This window comes from Paenibacillus taihuensis (assembly GCF_003386535.1).
GTDB classification, from domain to species: domain Bacteria; phylum Bacillota; class Bacilli; order Paenibacillales; family Paenibacillaceae; genus Paenibacillus_Z; species Paenibacillus_Z taihuensis.
In genome coordinates, this window is the sequence record NZ_QTTN01000013.1 from 39,967 (window position 1) to 55,494 (window position 15,528).

The following is a 15,528-nucleotide window of genomic DNA, read 5'->3' on the forward strand; positions in this document are numbered from 1 at the left end:
CTCCTTTGCAGCCAGAACATGTCTTTTTTAATCATAATACTTGATATTAGCTATGAACGCAAAGTCAATTTTGTCAGATTTGCCCGAATATTCGATTACCCGATTTGAAAATTTTGCTTCGTGCTGACGATAATCTGATCCAGCTTGTCGCTCAGCTTCTCCAGCATGCATGCGAGCTCCGACGATCTGGAGATGAGCTCATTCTGCTCGCTCGAGCTGCCCGTTACCGCTTTCACGCTGCTCGATAATTCGGTGGACAGACGCGAAATATCGTCCATGGATACGCTGAACTGCTGCGTACTCGCCGACATTTGCTGCGATGCGCCGGATATATGATGGATCTGGTCAGCGACAATCCGCACGGACTGAAGGATACGCTCGAACGCCGTGCCTGCATCCGCAACCGCTTGATTGCCGAAATGAGCCTCTGCAATAACTTGGTCCATCGCCTCGATGGAAATGCGGTTGTTCTCTTGAATATCTTGAACGAGGTCGGCGATTCGCTGCGCAGATTCGCTCGTCTGCTCGGACAGCTTGCGTACTTCATTCGATACGACGGTGAACCCCCTTCCGTGTTCTCCGGCACGCGCTGCTTCAATCGCCGCATTCAGTGCCAGCAAATTTGTTTGCGATGCAATATCGGTAATCAGTCGCGTAATGTCGTCGATCTCTTGGGAGCGCTCGCCAAGGAGCCTTACTTTGGCCGACGAATTCTCGACTGCAGCATTCATTGCTCTCATCTGCATAACGGCTTTCTGAATCGCTTCGTTTCCGTTATCCGCTTCTTTGGCAACTGCAGTCGAGAAGTCGGACACCGTCGCGGACGTTTCCGCGATCGTGCAGATATCACGCAGCATCTCTTCAATCACTTTGCGGCTGGTGAACGCACCGTGCTCTTGCATATATGCCGTTTGATCGACCTGCTGCATCGTTTGCATGACGCCTTCAGCCAACTGATTGAGCGTCGTCGCATTGCCGCTCAGCTCGCGCGAATTGCGCAGTACCTTGTCCGACGTCTCGGTGATACTGTCGACGATCTGCGTGACCGTTTCTTTGAGACGTTCGGATTGCTTCTCCTCTATCCCGCGAATCAGTGCTCTGCGAGCAACGATTTGATAAGTCGCGGCACTGATGAACAGCAAGACGAAGATGATATGAATCAGCACCATCGAGAAAGCGTAATCATTTGTACCGTAGACAAGCACCGGGAAGAAAAGGAAGCCGAGCACATGCTGGAGTGCGAACAAAACCGTGCTAATGAGAAGAAGCGAGATCATTTCATAATATAGAATAATGGCAAGCACCATGAAGATGGAAAAATGGTACTCCACCATGCCTTGGCCGCCGGCAATAATCGACATACTGCTGAAGGTAAGCGAAAGTGTGAGGAAATGCGGAATGGAGGCTGATTCGCGGTTTAGCCCCATCGAGGCGATAGCAGCAAGCAGACAAACAATTGGAAGCACGAGAATAACAGTGTTCAGCGCTTTAAGCCCGCTTGATAGGCTCATCATATGTTCATGATGAGCTTGCGCCATGGTCAATCCAAATGATTGCAGCACATGTGCTAGCAGCGATAGCAGTAGAATGCCGGCTGCAATGAACAACATAACTCGATTCTTTTCCTTGAGCATAATGAAGCTACCTCCTAATAATGTCGAGCAATCGAATAAAGTTCTACTGCCAAGCAGTGAAAACTTTATTGCGAGATAATAAAAAAGAGCTCATCCTCGAATAAGGATAAGCTCCTCAGACCAGGCAACCTGTCCACCATGGCATCAGGAACTGATGCTTTAGGCCTCGGCTTTGCGTCCCAGCATTTCTGCTGGTTTGCCTTTTTCAAATGGTGTAAGCGTGCCTGATTTGTGTGCCATGTTAGTTAACATCGCTAATTATATGGGACCTATTTCTGGATGTACATAGCGTATTTTGTAATAATTTGTCGGATATGCAAGTTTTTAGACTCGCAATTTAAACCATATCCTCCGCTCGAACTACTTCGTCGAATTTCTCTGCCGTAATGAGCCCGCTGCGAATCGCCGCTTCCCGTAGTGTCAGCCCTTCCTTATGCGCCGCTTTCGCAATGGAAGCCGCATTCTCGTAGCCGATATGCGGATTGAGTGCCGTGACAAGCATGAGCGACTCGTTCAGAAGGCGGGCAATCACTTCACGGTTCGGCTCGATGCCGCGCGCACAATGCTCTTCGAAGGAACGCATCGCGTCGCCGAGGAGCCGCGCCGACTGCAGGAAGTTGTGGATGATGACCGGCTTGAACACGTTCAGCTCGAAATTGCCTTGACTTGCGGCAAAACCAATCGTCGCGTCGTTGCCCATCACTTGGCAGACGACCATCGTGAGCGCTTCGCACTGCGTCGGATTGACTTTGCCCGGCATTATCGAGCTGCCTGGCTCGTTCTCCGGTATCCGGATCTCGCCGATACCGCAGCGCGGGCCGCTCGACAGCCAGCGAACGTCGTTCGCGATCTTCATCAAATCCGCCGCCAGCGCTTTGAATGCGCCATGCACGTAGACGATCTCGTCATGGCTCGTCAGCGCTTGGAACTTGTTCGGCGCGCTCGTGAATGGCTTGCCTGTGAGCTCGCTGATCTTGGCAGCGACCTTCTCGCTAAAGCCCGGCGGTGCGTTGAGCCCCGTGCCGACAGCCGTGCCGCCAATCGCAAGCTCGCGCAGCTCCTCGAGGCTGTGCTTCACATTGCGCTCGCCTTTCTCTAGCATGCGCACCCAGCCGCTGATCTCTTGCCCCAGCGTGAGCGGGGTCGCGTCCTGCAGATGCGTGCGGCCGATCTTGATAATATCGGCGAACGCTTTGCTCTTCTCTGCCAGCGTTCCTCGCAGCTGCGCGATAGCCGGCAGAACGGTGTCCTCGACCGCGATCAGCGCGGCGATATGCATCGCCGTCGGGAACGTGTCGTTCGAGCTCTGGGAACGGTTCACGTCGTCGTTCGGATGCACGTTCGAGTGCCCGTTCTCTTGCGCCGCCGAAACCGAGTTGTCCGCCTCTTGCCCCCGCTCCTGGAGCAGCTGCGCTGCGCGGCGGGCTATGACCTCGTTCGCATTCATATTCGACTGCGTGCCGCTGCCTGTCTGCCATACGGAGAGCGGGAACTCCTCCTGCCACTTCCCGGCGATCACTTCATCCGCCGCTGCCGCAATCGCTTCGGCTTTCTTGGCATCCAGCTTGCCAAGTCCGCCATTGACGAGTGCTGCCGCTTTCTTCAAATAAGCGAATGCGGTGATAAGCTCGCGCGGCATCTTCTCCGTGCCAATCTTGAAATGGTGCAGGCTGCGCTCCGTCTGCGCGCCCCACATCCTTCTTGCATCTACGGCAATTTCGCCCATGGAGTCTCGCTCCATCCGAACATCCATCGTTTGTTTCCTCCTTCGAATCCGCTCCATCTCTATAACCTATGAAAGGGGCGATGCCGCTAAGCATCGCCCCTTCCATGATTGCCTAATTCCGATTGTCCAATACTGCCGATTCCCTGCAGCTGTTTAGCGCTTCTGATCCAAGAACGGGAACAGAAGCTTCTGATTCTCTTTGCCGTACATCGTCTTCTTCCAGATCACCTGCGAGCTCGTATCGATAAGCGGGTTAGCCTTCTTGCCTTGATGAAGCTGCACGGCAGTCTTGACGGCGAGGTACCCCATGTTGAATGGTTTCTGCACGATGATGGCCTGGATAATGCTGTCTTCCAGCATGCTGATTTCATTCATCGAGCTGTCGAAACCGATCAGCTTCACCTGCTGATGTTTCGCGGCGCTACGAACCGCCTCGGCCGCGCCTAGCGTTGTCGGCTCGTTCAAGCATACGATGCCCTGCAGGTCCGGGTATTGCCGCAAGAGAGATTTTGTAATCGTATAGGCCTTGGCGGACAACCCTTCGCTATAGTACGTGCCGACAATCTGAAAGCCCTCCACTTTATTCAGGCTGTCGCGCACGCCATTCTCGCGATCAATGGAAGTGGACGTCCCTTGAATGTAATTGAGAATCGCTGTTGTTTCGGATGAACACGCTTCCATATGGTATGAGATTTTCGAAAAGACCCGACCGGAATCCTCCAAACAGCAAAGAGGCTGTTCGGATCCGAACAACCTCAGCGTGCGATTATTGATAGAGAAGGGCTTGAATATCCGCCGTATCGACGTTTGTCTTGTCATAATACTTGAAGCCAGTGTCAATCGACTTGTCTACTGTCTTACCCGCGTCAACCGCTGCTTTGACGGCTAAGTAGCCGATGCTGATCGGATCTTGCGTGATGGCTCCCGCTTCCACGCCGCTATTGATGTCGTCGATCTGCTGCTTGCCGGAGTCATAGCCGATGATCACGATTTTGCCCTGCATGTTCAGCTCGGTCACGGCGTTGACGACGCCGATCGCGGAGCCTTCGTTGGAACCGAAAATACCTTTGATGTCCGGATGCGCCTGGATAATCGCTTTCGTCAAGTCGGTCGATTTCAACTGGTCGCCGCCGCCGTATTGGATCTCGACGATTTTCACGTTCGGATCCTTCGCTTTCATCTCGTTGACGAATCCATCGTGGCGGTCGATGCCCGTACGCCCTTCCGAAAGCGCTTGCACGCCGGGGAATTGCTTCTTGATCCCCTCCATTCGAACGAGTGGATGCGTCTTCGTTATCGTCATCGTGCTTCACCTCATATCCGAAATCTGATCTCATTGTAAGAAGAATGCGCGGCTTTGAGACTTTGAGAGTGGAGTTTTTTATTGGAAAAGTTGAAAAATTTACGATTCGCTGGATGAGATCAGACATAAAAAAGACACCTTTGAACATTTCTCTGAGAGAAAGTTCAACAGTGCCTTAAGATCTAGCTCTGTTCCAGCTCAAAAAGCTTCCGCAGCCGCTCCGGTACCTCGCGGCTCTTGCGCGTATCCACATCCATCGCGACGCTCGTCACCAGCGCATCCGCGCACAGCTCGCCGCGGTCATTCACGATCTGCTGCTTCAGCACATAGCTGCTCCGCCCCACTCGATCCGTCGCTGTCGATATGGTCAACCTGTCGCCTTGCTTGCACTCTTTGCGGTAATTGATGTTAATGTTCACCGTCACCGTCTGAATGCCCATCCCAAGAAACACGTCGTAATGCAGCCCCGCCTGCTCATACCACTCTTCTCTTCCCCACTCCAAGTATTCGAGGTACTTGGCGTTATTCACGTGACCGTTCACATCGATTTCGGTGGAACGGACGATGATTTCAAGCCTAGCTTCCATAGTCCGAGTGCTCCTTTGCCCGCCACGTTGTTGGGCCTTGTGCCCGGCAGCGGCGCTTCGTTGCCTTCATGTTAGCGAGTTATGGGGATGTTGTCAAAACGAGGCTCCCCCACCAATTCTCACTCTATAATGGATAAATCCAACATATAAGGCCTATTTGAGACGTTTCCGCGACCTATAGTGGAAAAATTCACTCATTTCTGTTCAAAACCGCCGAATATTGCCCATTTGCCGAAAATGAGTGGATAAATCCAATATAGCTCGGCAAATCGGCCGATTTCGGCGAAAATGAGTGGATAAATCCAACATAGGCAGATAGGCTTCGGGCCGGTGGGGGAGGCGCGGGCTCGTGAGAGATCACATACGGTCTCTCAGCTCAAGAACTTCACCTTTTTAGCGTTGAGAGATCAGATACGCTCTCACACGTTTCGATTTTGGCATAATAGCTATAATTTCCAGACCGAGAGATCACATATGATCTCTCAGTCGCTATCCGGCGCCTTTTTCATGCTGAGAGATCATATACGGTCTCTCACCAACTGGGATTAAGCGTCAGCCTAAGCCCCACGTCAAAAAAGCCGCACCCTCTCCCAAGAGAAGGTGCAGCCCCAAGTCCCAAACTCCAAGTTCCACTTCGACCAAACCCATTACCACTCCGCGAACGAGCCGTCGTCGTACGCCAGGCGTGGCGTGTCCCAATCGCCGCCGAAGCTGCGTTCGATGAGCGCTTCTTCGTTGATTTCGATGCCGAGTCCCGGTCCTTGCGGGATCGCGACATGGCCGTCGATGACCTCGAACGGCTTCTTCAGGTACCCTTCGCCAAGGTCCCACTTCTCCATCATCGACGGATGCTCCTGGATGAGGAAGTTCGGCGTGCACGCATCCAGCTGCAAGCACGATGCGAGCGAGATCGGGCCGAGCGGATTGTGCGGCGCGATCGACGCGTAGTACGTCTCCGCCATGGCCGCGATTTTGCGGCCTTCGAAGATGCCGCCCGCATGGCACAGGTCCGGCTGCACGATCGCGACCGCGCCTTTCTCCAGCGCTTCGCGGAAGCCCCAGCGCGTGAACAAGCGCTCGCCCGTCGCGATCGGGATGCTCGTCGACTGCGCGACGCGCAGCAATTGGTCGACGTTCTCCGGCAGGCACGGCTCTTCGATGAACATCGGATAGTACGGCTCGAGCGCAGCCGCCAATCGGATCGCCATCGCCGGGCTTACCCGCCCGTGGAAGTCGATTGCGATATCGACGCCGCTGCCGACCGCTTCGCGCGCTGCCGCGAATTTGTTCACTTGGCTCTCTACGAAGGCGAGCGAGTCGACATTGCGCACAGGCGCGTCGACGCCGGTCTTGATCGCGTCAAAGCCCGCCGCCACCCGCTTCTTCGCATTCTCCGCGAACTGCTCCGGCGTCTCGCCGCCGCAGTGGCAGTACATGCGGATCTTATCGCGCACGCGGCCGCCGAGCATCTCATACACAGGCAAGTTGTAGAACTTGCCCTTAATATCCCACAGCGCCTGCTCGATCCCGCTGATCGCGCTGACCAGAACAGGGCCGCCGCGGTAGAACGTCCCGCGGTACATGATTTGCCAGTGGTGCTCGATGCGAAGCGGATCTTCACCGATAAGGTACCGCTTCAGCTCTTCGATTGCCGTCGCAACCGTCAACGCGCGGCCCTCTACGATCGGCTCGCCCCAGCCGACGATCCCCTCGTCGGTCTCAATCTTCAGAAACAGCCAGCGTGGCTTCACATGGTAAAGCTTCATATCTGTTATTTTCACGACTTGAGTCTCCTTTGCTCTTTGTCTCTTTTTTGCCCGCTCGCCTTCCGCCGTTTATCCCTTAGCTCCCGTCTCCGCCCACACCGGCAGCAGAGCGCCGCCATCCATATAGATCGTCGTTCCCGTCATATAGCCCGCATTGTCCGAAGCCAGGAATACCGCAGCATCGCCAACTTCTCCCGGCGTACAGAAGCGCCCCATCGGAATACGGGAAGATATATTCTCGATCATCTTCTGTGCCCGTTCATTGCCTTCCGACCAGCTGTTCTTCGTATAGCCAGGAGCGATGCCGACGACCCGGATGCCATGAGGGGCAAGGTCCAGCGCCATATTCTTCGCCAGCTTGTTCACCGCGGCCTTCGACGCCGCGTATACCGTCGAGTTCGCCCAGTTGCCCTCTGCATGGTTCGAGCTAATATGGATGATGACGCCTCGCGTGCCCTGCTTCACCATAAGACGCGCCGCATGCTGCGAGCAAAAATACAGACCGCGAAAATCGGTATGAACGACCTCGTCGAACAGCTCCGGCGTCGTCTCCAGAAACGGCATCATCCGCGTAATGCCCGAGTTGTTCACGAGCACATCGAGCCGGCCGAATCGGCTCTCCACTTGTTCAATGAGCGAAGCGACCTGAGCCAGATCCGATATATTCGCTTGCACCGCTTCCGCCCGCACGCCAATCTCGCGCAGCTGCTGAACGACTTCCTCCGCCTGATCGGCGCTCTTGTTATAGTTGACGCACACATCATAGCCCGCCTTGGCAAAAGAATTCGCAATCCCTCTGCCAATCCCGCGCCCTGCACCCGTTACTAAAGCCACTTTACGCTCCAATGCAATCTCCTACCCTTTGAGTCCTGTGAAAGAAACGCCTTTCTCAATCAGCTTCTGACAGGACGTAATGATAATCATAAGCGGAATTGTAGCGATGACGAGACTCGACATAATGACGTTGGCTCCAAGACTTGCCCGCTGCTGGAAGTCGTTCAGCGCAACGGTGAAAGTCCACACATCCTGCGTCCGTGCAACGACGAGCGGCCACAGAAACTCGTTCCATACCGCGATGAACGTCATAACGGCAACGACGGTGAAGATCGGCGCCGACATGGGAACCACGATGCGATAGAAGATCCGCAGCTCATTCGCGCCGTCTATTCGGCCTGCCTGCAGCAGTTCGCCGGGCAGCTGCTCGAAGAACCCTTTGAACAGGAAGATGACGATCCCCCAAGCGGTATGCGGCAAAATAATGCCCCACAGCGAATTGACCAAATGCAGCTTATCCATCGTCAGATAGAGCGGAACGAGAATCGCAATCTCCGGGATCATAATCGTCGCGACGAAGAAGAGCGTGAGCCAGCCGCTGATCTTGCTTTTCACGAGATGCGCTAACGCATAACCTGCCGTGCCGCCAATGATCAGCTGAAGAATAATGGTGACTCCTGTGACGATAACGCTGTTTATCAAGAAGTGCGGGAAGCCGTACGTCGTCGAACCTGTCTTGCTCTCCGAGCCGCCGGTCATTTCCCACAGCACGATGTAGTTGTCGAACAGCCGCTTCCAGTCCTTCACTTCGCCGATCGTCAGCACCTTGCCCTTGACCACTTTAGACTCCGACAGCCATTTGAGCGCATTGGTCGCCTGCTCAGGCAGCGCTTCAGGAATTGTCGTATCGCCGCTGTACTCGCCGCCGTCACCTTTGTAGTCAAACGTCGTCAGCTTGCGGTCACGAATCTTTTGCAGCTTGTTCTTCATCGTTGCATGGGTTGCGATCATCGTTGGGACAATCTCGGATCGTCCTACCGTAAACTTATATGCAGGCATGGATGCTTTATAGACGACGACGCCATCTTTGACGCCTGTAATTTTCATCGCACCGACAGCTTCGTTCTGCATTCGTTTCCAGGTGAACCAGATTGCTTCCATCGCATCCAGCTCGTAATCTTCCTTCTTCAGATCCGTGCCGTCATAATTCAGCGTCACGCTAACGGACTTTGGCACTTCTGGAACCCATGTCGGAGGGAACTTGTAGATGGAGATGTTGTCCTTCATCGACGAGCTGATCATCCAGAGCAGAGGCACGATCGATGTCAGGATAAAAAATATGGCAACCGAGTAGGAGACGATTTTGACGGAAAGCCCGCCTTTCTCCTTAATACGTCCGCGTCCAGCCATGAAATGCTCCTTCCTGCTTCGCAAATATCGCAAACCTCGCAATTAATCCCTGTTCGATACTTTGATCTGCACATACGTAATGATTGCAATGATGATGAACATGACGAATGAAATCGAGCCTGCCACCCCGAAGCGGAACTCTTTGAAGGAGCTGTTGAAGACGAGCATCGAAAGCGTCCGCGTGCTGTTCGCCGGACCGCCGCCTGTCATGATATACATCGGGTCGAAAGTAAGGAAGACGCCGCAAATAAACGAAATGAACTGAATACCGATAATGAACTTCAGGCTTGGGAATACGATGGAGCGCATTCTGCGCCACGGCCCGGCACCGTCAATCTTCGCCGCTTCGATATTTTCGCTTGGGATGCCTTGCAGCGCGGAGTAGTAGATGAGCATCCCCATACCTGTCGCGAACACGCCTGGCAGCACGATCGACCACTTCGCCGTAGCAGGATCATTCAGCCAGCCGTACGGACCAAGACCGATGAAGTGAAGCAGGTAGTTCAGTAAGCCGTAATCCGGATTGTATAACCACTTCCACAGCAGATAACCGGCAACCGCAGGAACCGCCGTCGGCAATAAGTAGAGCGAGCGAAGCGTCTTGCTTGCGAACTTGATCTCGTTCAGCAGCACCGCCTGTACAATCGGAACCCAGAACGTCAGGACGAAGTAAATAAAGAAGAAGGCGAATGTGTTCTTGAATGCATTCCAGAATTCGGTCGAATGGTACAAGTACTTATAATTATCCAGCCAGACGAACTTGCCCGGCGGGTTGATGACCTTGTAATCGAAAAAGCTCATATACACAGCTTGAATAAGCGGGTAATACTTGAACAACAAGAAACAGACAACTGCAGGAGTCAGGAACGCTATCCCCGTCCAGTTGATTTTCAATCGGAAGCCGTTTTGGGCCCGCACTTTCACCCGAGGCTGCTGCTGGGCATCTATAGCTGTTTTCAACGTTACTTACGCCTCCTTTCGAAATCGGAGGCGGAGCATCAGACTAGCATCTTCATGCTAGGCGATCGACTCCGCCTTCCTCTTAGGTCACGTTATTTCTTTACAGATGCGTTGTACGCATCGACGACTTCTTTTTGCGCTGCATCCTGTGCTTCCTGGAGCAATTGCTTCGGATCGGACTTCTCGTCTGTCAGCGCTTTTTGAACCGCTTTAACGACGTAAGGAGTCAGACGCTCTTTCAAGAAGTACTCGAGGTGCGTGTCGGAAGCAGCTTTGTTCACTGCCGCTACGAGCTCAGGCGAGATGTCTTTCGCGAATTGCGATGGATCGACGTCGCTGCGAACGGACAGCAGGTTCGGGAAGATACCGTTGTCTTGCTGCCATGTCAGATATTTCTCAGCTACTTCTTTGGAGTTCATGTACGTGATATATTTCCAAGCTGCATCTTGCTTTTCTTTGGAAGTCTTCGGATTGATGATCCAGTAAGCACCGCCGATTTGACCTGGGCCTTTGCCGCCGGGACCTACCGGGTATGGTGCAAAGCCTACATCGTTCAAGTCCATACCTTGTGCCACGTAGTCGCCGAAACCGCCGGAGGCTGCGTTCGACATGGCCGCTCGACCTTGGAAAATATCGTTCATATTATCTTGGTAGCTTTGGAGCACATTGTTTTGTACGATTTTGTATTTCCACTTGAGATCTTTATAGAATTGCAGCGCTTTAATGGAAGGGTCTTCCGTAAACGCCAGTTGTACAGTTCCATCGTCATTGACATGCGTCAAGTCGCCGCCTGCCTGCCATACGTAGTACTCGAACCACCAGTCCGCCCACTCCATGCCGAGCAGCGTGATACCGTATTGCTTCTTGGATGTATTCGTCAGCTTCTGGCCGAACTCAACCAGCTGATCCCAGTTCGCCGGAGGCGTATCGCGGTCAAGTCCTGCCGCTTCGAACATCTTCTTGTTCCAGAACAAGCCTGTTACATACATATCGTGCGGAATGCCGTATACTTTGCCGTCGATTGTACCTGCTTGCATCGAAGAAGCGATGAATTTATCTTTGTCCTCGTAGCTGTCCCAATATGGCGTCAGGTCAAGCGCAAGACCTTGGCCTACCCAGTCCGCGATGATCGGGAAGTGAGCCGCGTGATAAGCATCCGGGCCGTTGCCGCCTGCCATCGCCGTTACGAATACTTCGCGGTCATTCGTGCCTTGCGGCATCAATTCATGCTTAACCTTAATGCCAGGGTTCGCCGTTTCGAAATCGGCATACACTTCTTCTTTAATCGATTTCATCGTATCGTCCGGATTCGGCTGGTCCCAAACCGTAATTTCGACCGTACCGCCGCTTGCAGCCGCGTTATCTGTCGTCGCTGCATTATCTGTCGTATCATTCGTTGTCGCATTCGCGTTCGAAGTGTCGTTCGTCGCTGCAGTATTGTCTGTGGTGCTGCTGTTGTTTGTTGTATTTGAGCCAGTATTGTTGCTGCCGTTATTACCGCCCCCGCAAGCCGAAACAATAAGCATTAAGACGAGAACAATTGCCAAGCTTGACCATGTTCTTAACTTCTGCTTGTTCTTCAATTGACTGCCTCCCTCGAATGGATATCTGATTTACAACTCAAGTATAGGCCCTTGTTGGCAGCGCTTTCTATGGAATATCTTAACATCCTGTTAGCAATATTTTAAGCAACTTCGGGATTAAGAGCTTCCTAAAAAAAGGAAACCGGCCGAATTTGTCGAATACAATCGCAACGGTAAAGCGGTTACAGCTGCTAGGGGGTCTGCTAACGAATGTGCTCTCGATTCTCCAACCTGAACATGCAGTTTCGCAGCAAAATGATTCTCTCCTTCTTCATCGTCATCAGCCTCACAGCCATTATCATGGGCTACTCCTACTACCGCATCATGAGCCGCGAGCTTGAAGACTCCACCCTGCAAGGCCTTGAGAAAATGACCGAGCAAACGGTCGAGACGCTGAATTTGCATTTCAAAACGATTGCGAATACGGGCTACAGCTATTTCAGCGATCCTTCGCTGCAGAAATTTCTCGATGGTCCCCCGAACTTCGACAATGAGCAATATTACCGCAACAAGCTGGCTTCCCAGAAGGTGCAGAATCCGCTCATCTCCTTCATCGCGATCACCCGCTTGGACGGGACGCAATTCTCCAGCTATTACTATTACAATTCGACGGTTAAAGCTCTGCTGGATCGGGAGCTGGAGAAGCTGAACGCTAAAGCGCTCCTGATGGATGGCTTTCCGTTCTGGACGGTCTCCCACACCACCATCAGCACGACGGTAACTCCCGTCAAATCCATCAGCTATATTCAGCTGCTGAAACGCATTACGATGAATGCGCAGCGCCCGATCGGCTACATCAAGATCGATATGGACCCCGGCGTGCTGGAGAATATACTACTCGGCCTGCAAAATGACCACGGCAGCAAGTATTACATCGCAGACCGAACAGGACGCATTATTTTTACGCAGAACAAAGGGGACATTGGCCGGTCCATCGCCGGAAGCCCGCTGTTCGCCGCCTACAAGCAGGCAGCGAGGTCTAACGACTACGTGAACTTCCGCTATATGAACAAGAACAAGACGTATATCGGCTACTATGAACGGCTGGAGGCCGGCGACTGGATTGTCCTCGGCAGCGTGCCGCTCGATCAAGTGCTGCAGAAGGTGAACACGTTCCGCAATATCCTGCTCATCGTCGCGATCATCAGCTTCCTCATTGCGATGCTGCTCGCTTCGCTCATTGCCGCAGGCGTTACCCGTCCGCTCAAGGAGCTGAATAAGAAGATGAAGCAGGTGGAGATGGGTGATTTCGGCGCAACGATTGAGGTTAAAGGTAATGACGAGCTGTCAACCATTCAGCATAGCTTTAACAAAATGACCTCCGAGATCAGCACCCTCATCTCCAAAGTCTACGAGACGGAGCTGCTTAAGAAAGAAGCCGAGATTAAGGCGCTGCAAACGCAGATTAATCCGCATTTTCTATACAACACGTTAAGCACGATCGACAGCATCTCCTCCATCGACGGCGATGAGCGGGTTTCTTATATCTGTATCGCGCTTGGGAGCATGCTCCGCTACAACTTGAACGGCGGCAGTCTTGCCACGGTGCAGGAAGAAATCACGCATCTGAACCAGTACCTCTCCATCTATCAGATCCGATTTGCCAAGCTGTTTGCTTACGAGATTGATGTGGAGCCCGGCATTGAAGATTTGATCCTGCCGAAGTTTCTCATCCAGCCGCTTGTGGAGAATGCGATTATTCATGGTCTGGAGCAGAAGGTCGGCTTCAAGTCCGTGCATGTCACGATAGGCAGTCTCAATGAATCGTCTCTGAAAATAATCGTGGAAGACAACGGCGTCGGCATGGACCCTGCCATGATCGAGCTCTTCCACCGCAAGCTGAGCAATCCAAGCGATATCGTGTCCAGACAGTCCTCCTCCCGCACCATGATCGGACTCGCGAATGTGTTCAGGCGCATTCAAATGTACTATGACAGCGACCCGCAGGTTGAGATTGACAGTAAACCAGGCGTCGGCACCCGGATTTATTTTGTACTGCCGAAGCAGACTGCAGGAGGAGATGAAACGGATGAAGGTGCTCATCGTTGAAGATGAACCGCTGCTGCGGGAAGGTCTTATACGCAAAATCGATTGGAAGACGCTGGGACTTGAGTTGGCAGGTGAAGCCGGAGACGGGTTCGAAGCGATGTTCCAGCTTGTCAAATGTCAGCCGGATATCGTCCTCACCGACGTGAGAATGCCCGGCATGGATGGTCTTCAATTCATTAATCAAGCGCGAGTGGGCTTCCCGAACGTGAAGTTCGTCATCATTAGCGGGTTCAACGAGTTCGAATATGTGCGCGAGGCGCTGCTCTATAATGTGAAGGATTATTTGCTCAAGCCGATCGACAAGGAAAAGCTGCATGTGCTGCTCGCGGGGCTAGTCGAGGAGCTGCGAGCGGAGCGGCAGCAGGAGGCGGACCGTTCCAAGCTCAATGAGCTGAACGAGATGATTCGCCAGAGCAACCTGCAGCCGCTGGACTTCCAGCTGACGCATCTCATCTCGGAGCAGGACGCCCGCTGGGATGGGCTTCCGGCCCCGCTCGTGCGCAGCAGCTCGTTCGCAGGCGCATCGGTGCGCATCGTGTACCGCAACGAGAACTCGCGGTTCGGCGATAATGATGAGCCGCTTGCTAGGTTCGCCGTACAGAACAGCATCGAGAATGCGCTCGGTGCGCTTCCGATTGAAATCATCGCGTTCAAGCATGCCTATCACTCGGAAGAGATTGTCGTCTTCCTCGGCTCTATGGGAGACGCACTTGACCTTAGGCGCGTTGTGGAGACGTTGACGGAAACGGTAGGCTGGATTCGTCAGCATCTCGGCCTTATTGTTTCCGTTGGTGTTGGCGGCGTGAAAGCAGAATTGACGCAGCTGCGGCTTTCCTGCCTGGAAGCGCGCAAGGCGCTGCAGAACCGGCTGCTGTTCGGCAACGGCAATGTGTATACGGATGCGGCGGGCGGTGGTGCTGGGGCTGGGTCGGTTACTGGAGCTGGTGGTGCGAGCGCTGGGGTTGGCGGGTCTGGTGGGATAGGTGCGGGAGTTGGAGCTGGAGCGGCGGCGTATCCGCAGCTGTTGAACCAGGCGGAGCGCGGGTTGACCGCGATGCTGGAGGAAGGGCGGCATCGCGAGTTCTCGGACTACGCCGCGCAGCTGTTCCACTCTCTGGCGGAATCGCCGGATGCACGGTATGAACAGGTGGAGTACCTGTATACCGAGATCATTCACATGCTTCGCAAGCATGCCGCGAAGACGGCGATCGATCTGCCGAACTGGAGTCTCGGCACGCCGATTGCGAGCCTCGAGAATTTGTCGGACTGGCGCGACATTATTGCGATTATCGAGCAGCAGCTCGGAAGGCTGAATAGCGTACTCGACCGCGGCGTCGAGCGCTCCTGTGACGAGATTATCGAGAGCGTGCAGCATTATGTGCAGCAGCATTATGCGGAGGACTTGTCCTTGCAATGGGTGAGCGACAACTACTACATTCACCCGAACTATTTCTCGAAGCGCTTCAAGAGCGTCGCCGGCGTCAGCTTCAGCGACTATGTAACGCGCGTGCGCATCGATCGGTCGAAGGAGCTGCTCCGCACGACGACGCTGAAGATCGCGCGCATCTCGCAGCTGGTCGGGTACGAGGACCAGAATTACTTTTGCAATGTGTTCAAGAAGGTGACGGGCGTCAGTCCGTCGGCTTATCGGGTATAGATGGATGATAAAAAGCCTCGCCTTTTCTTGATGAAAGGGCGAGGCTTGTTAAATTGCTTCTTTCCACCAAAGTAGCTGC

11 protein-coding genes, 1 pseudogene and 1 riboswitch are annotated in these 15,528 nt (G+C 53.6%); of the genes and pseudogenes, 2 read left to right on the forward strand and 10 right to left on the reverse strand.

Features of this window, described 5'->3' with window-relative positions; all coding sequences use genetic code 11:
- Window positions 1-95: 95 nt before the first annotated feature.
- The 10 genes and pseudogenes from A8990_RS12775 to A8990_RS12820 form a co-directional block, all read right to left on the reverse strand.
- Window positions 96-1,634 carry a methyl-accepting chemotaxis protein gene (locus tag A8990_RS12775; RefSeq protein ID WP_116189428.1) on the reverse strand — a complete coding sequence of 513 codons (1,539 nt, stop codon included), beginning with the start codon at window positions 1,632-1,634 and terminating at the stop codon, window positions 96-98.
- A gap of 120 nt (window positions 1,635-1,754) precedes the next feature.
- A riboswitch (cyclic di-GMP riboswitch) is annotated at window positions 1,755-1,845 on the reverse strand.
- Between the two features lie 126 nt (window positions 1,846-1,971).
- Window positions 1,972-3,387 carry a class II fumarate hydratase gene (gene fumC, locus A8990_RS12780; protein WP_116189429.1) on the reverse strand — a complete coding sequence of 472 codons (1,416 nt, stop codon included), beginning with the start codon at window positions 3,385-3,387 and terminating at the stop codon, window positions 1,972-1,974.
- Between the two features lie 126 nt (window positions 3,388-3,513).
- Window positions 3,514-4,041: a substrate-binding domain-containing protein gene (locus A8990_RS12785; protein WP_181909548.1), complete on the reverse strand. Its 528-nt coding sequence runs from the start codon at window positions 4,039-4,041 to the stop codon at window positions 3,514-3,516.
- An 85-nt stretch (window positions 4,042-4,126) separates the two neighbouring features.
- Window positions 4,127-4,579 (reverse strand): annotated as a pseudogene (locus A8990_RS12790) (substrate-binding domain-containing protein); the annotation flags it as partial.
- Between the two features lie 266 nt (window positions 4,580-4,845).
- Entirely contained in the window at window positions 4,846-5,250 is a 405-nt protein-coding gene (locus A8990_RS12795; protein WP_116189432.1) for an acyl-CoA thioesterase, read from the reverse strand.
- 647 nt (window positions 5,251-5,897) lie between these two features.
- On the reverse strand, window positions 5,898-7,031 hold the full coding sequence (gene dgoD, locus A8990_RS12800) for a galactonate dehydratase (protein WP_116189433.1): 1,134 nt from the start codon (window positions 7,029-7,031) through the stop codon (window positions 5,898-5,900).
- A 54-nt stretch (window positions 7,032-7,085) separates the two neighbouring features.
- Window positions 7,086-7,862 (reverse strand): SDR family NAD(P)-dependent oxidoreductase, encoded by a 777-nt coding sequence (locus A8990_RS12805; RefSeq protein ID WP_181909549.1) that lies wholly within the window; start codon window positions 7,860-7,862, stop codon window positions 7,086-7,088.
- A 9-nt stretch (window positions 7,863-7,871) separates the two neighbouring features.
- Complete coding sequence (locus A8990_RS12810; protein WP_116189435.1) at window positions 7,872-9,200, reverse strand: carbohydrate ABC transporter permease; 1,329 nt, start codon at window positions 9,198-9,200, stop codon at window positions 7,872-7,874.
- Window positions 9,201-9,242: 42 nt separating this feature from the next.
- Complete coding sequence (locus A8990_RS12815; RefSeq protein ID WP_116189436.1) at window positions 9,243-10,160, reverse strand: carbohydrate ABC transporter permease; 918 nt, start codon at window positions 10,158-10,160, stop codon at window positions 9,243-9,245.
- Window positions 10,161-10,252: 92 nt separating this feature from the next.
- On the reverse strand, window positions 10,253-11,743 hold the full coding sequence (locus tag A8990_RS12820; RefSeq protein ID WP_116189437.1) for a sugar ABC transporter substrate-binding protein: 1,491 nt from the start codon (window positions 11,741-11,743) through the stop codon (window positions 10,253-10,255).
- Window positions 11,744-11,953: 210 nt separating this feature from the next.
- Between A8990_RS12820 and A8990_RS12825 the strand changes: the two genes are divergently transcribed.
- Together A8990_RS12825 and A8990_RS12830 are read left to right on the forward strand one after the other, a co-directional pair.
- A complete protein-coding gene (locus tag A8990_RS12825; RefSeq protein WP_116189438.1) occupies window positions 11,954-13,792 on the forward strand; it encodes a cache domain-containing sensor histidine kinase in 1,839 nt (612 codons plus the stop codon).
- A complete protein-coding gene (locus A8990_RS12830) occupies window positions 13,764-15,449 on the forward strand; it encodes a response regulator (protein ID WP_181909550.1) in 1,686 nt (561 codons plus the stop codon). Before A8990_RS12825 ends, A8990_RS12830 begins: the two co-directional genes overlap by 29 nt.
- Window positions 15,450-15,528 lie beyond the last annotated feature (79 nt).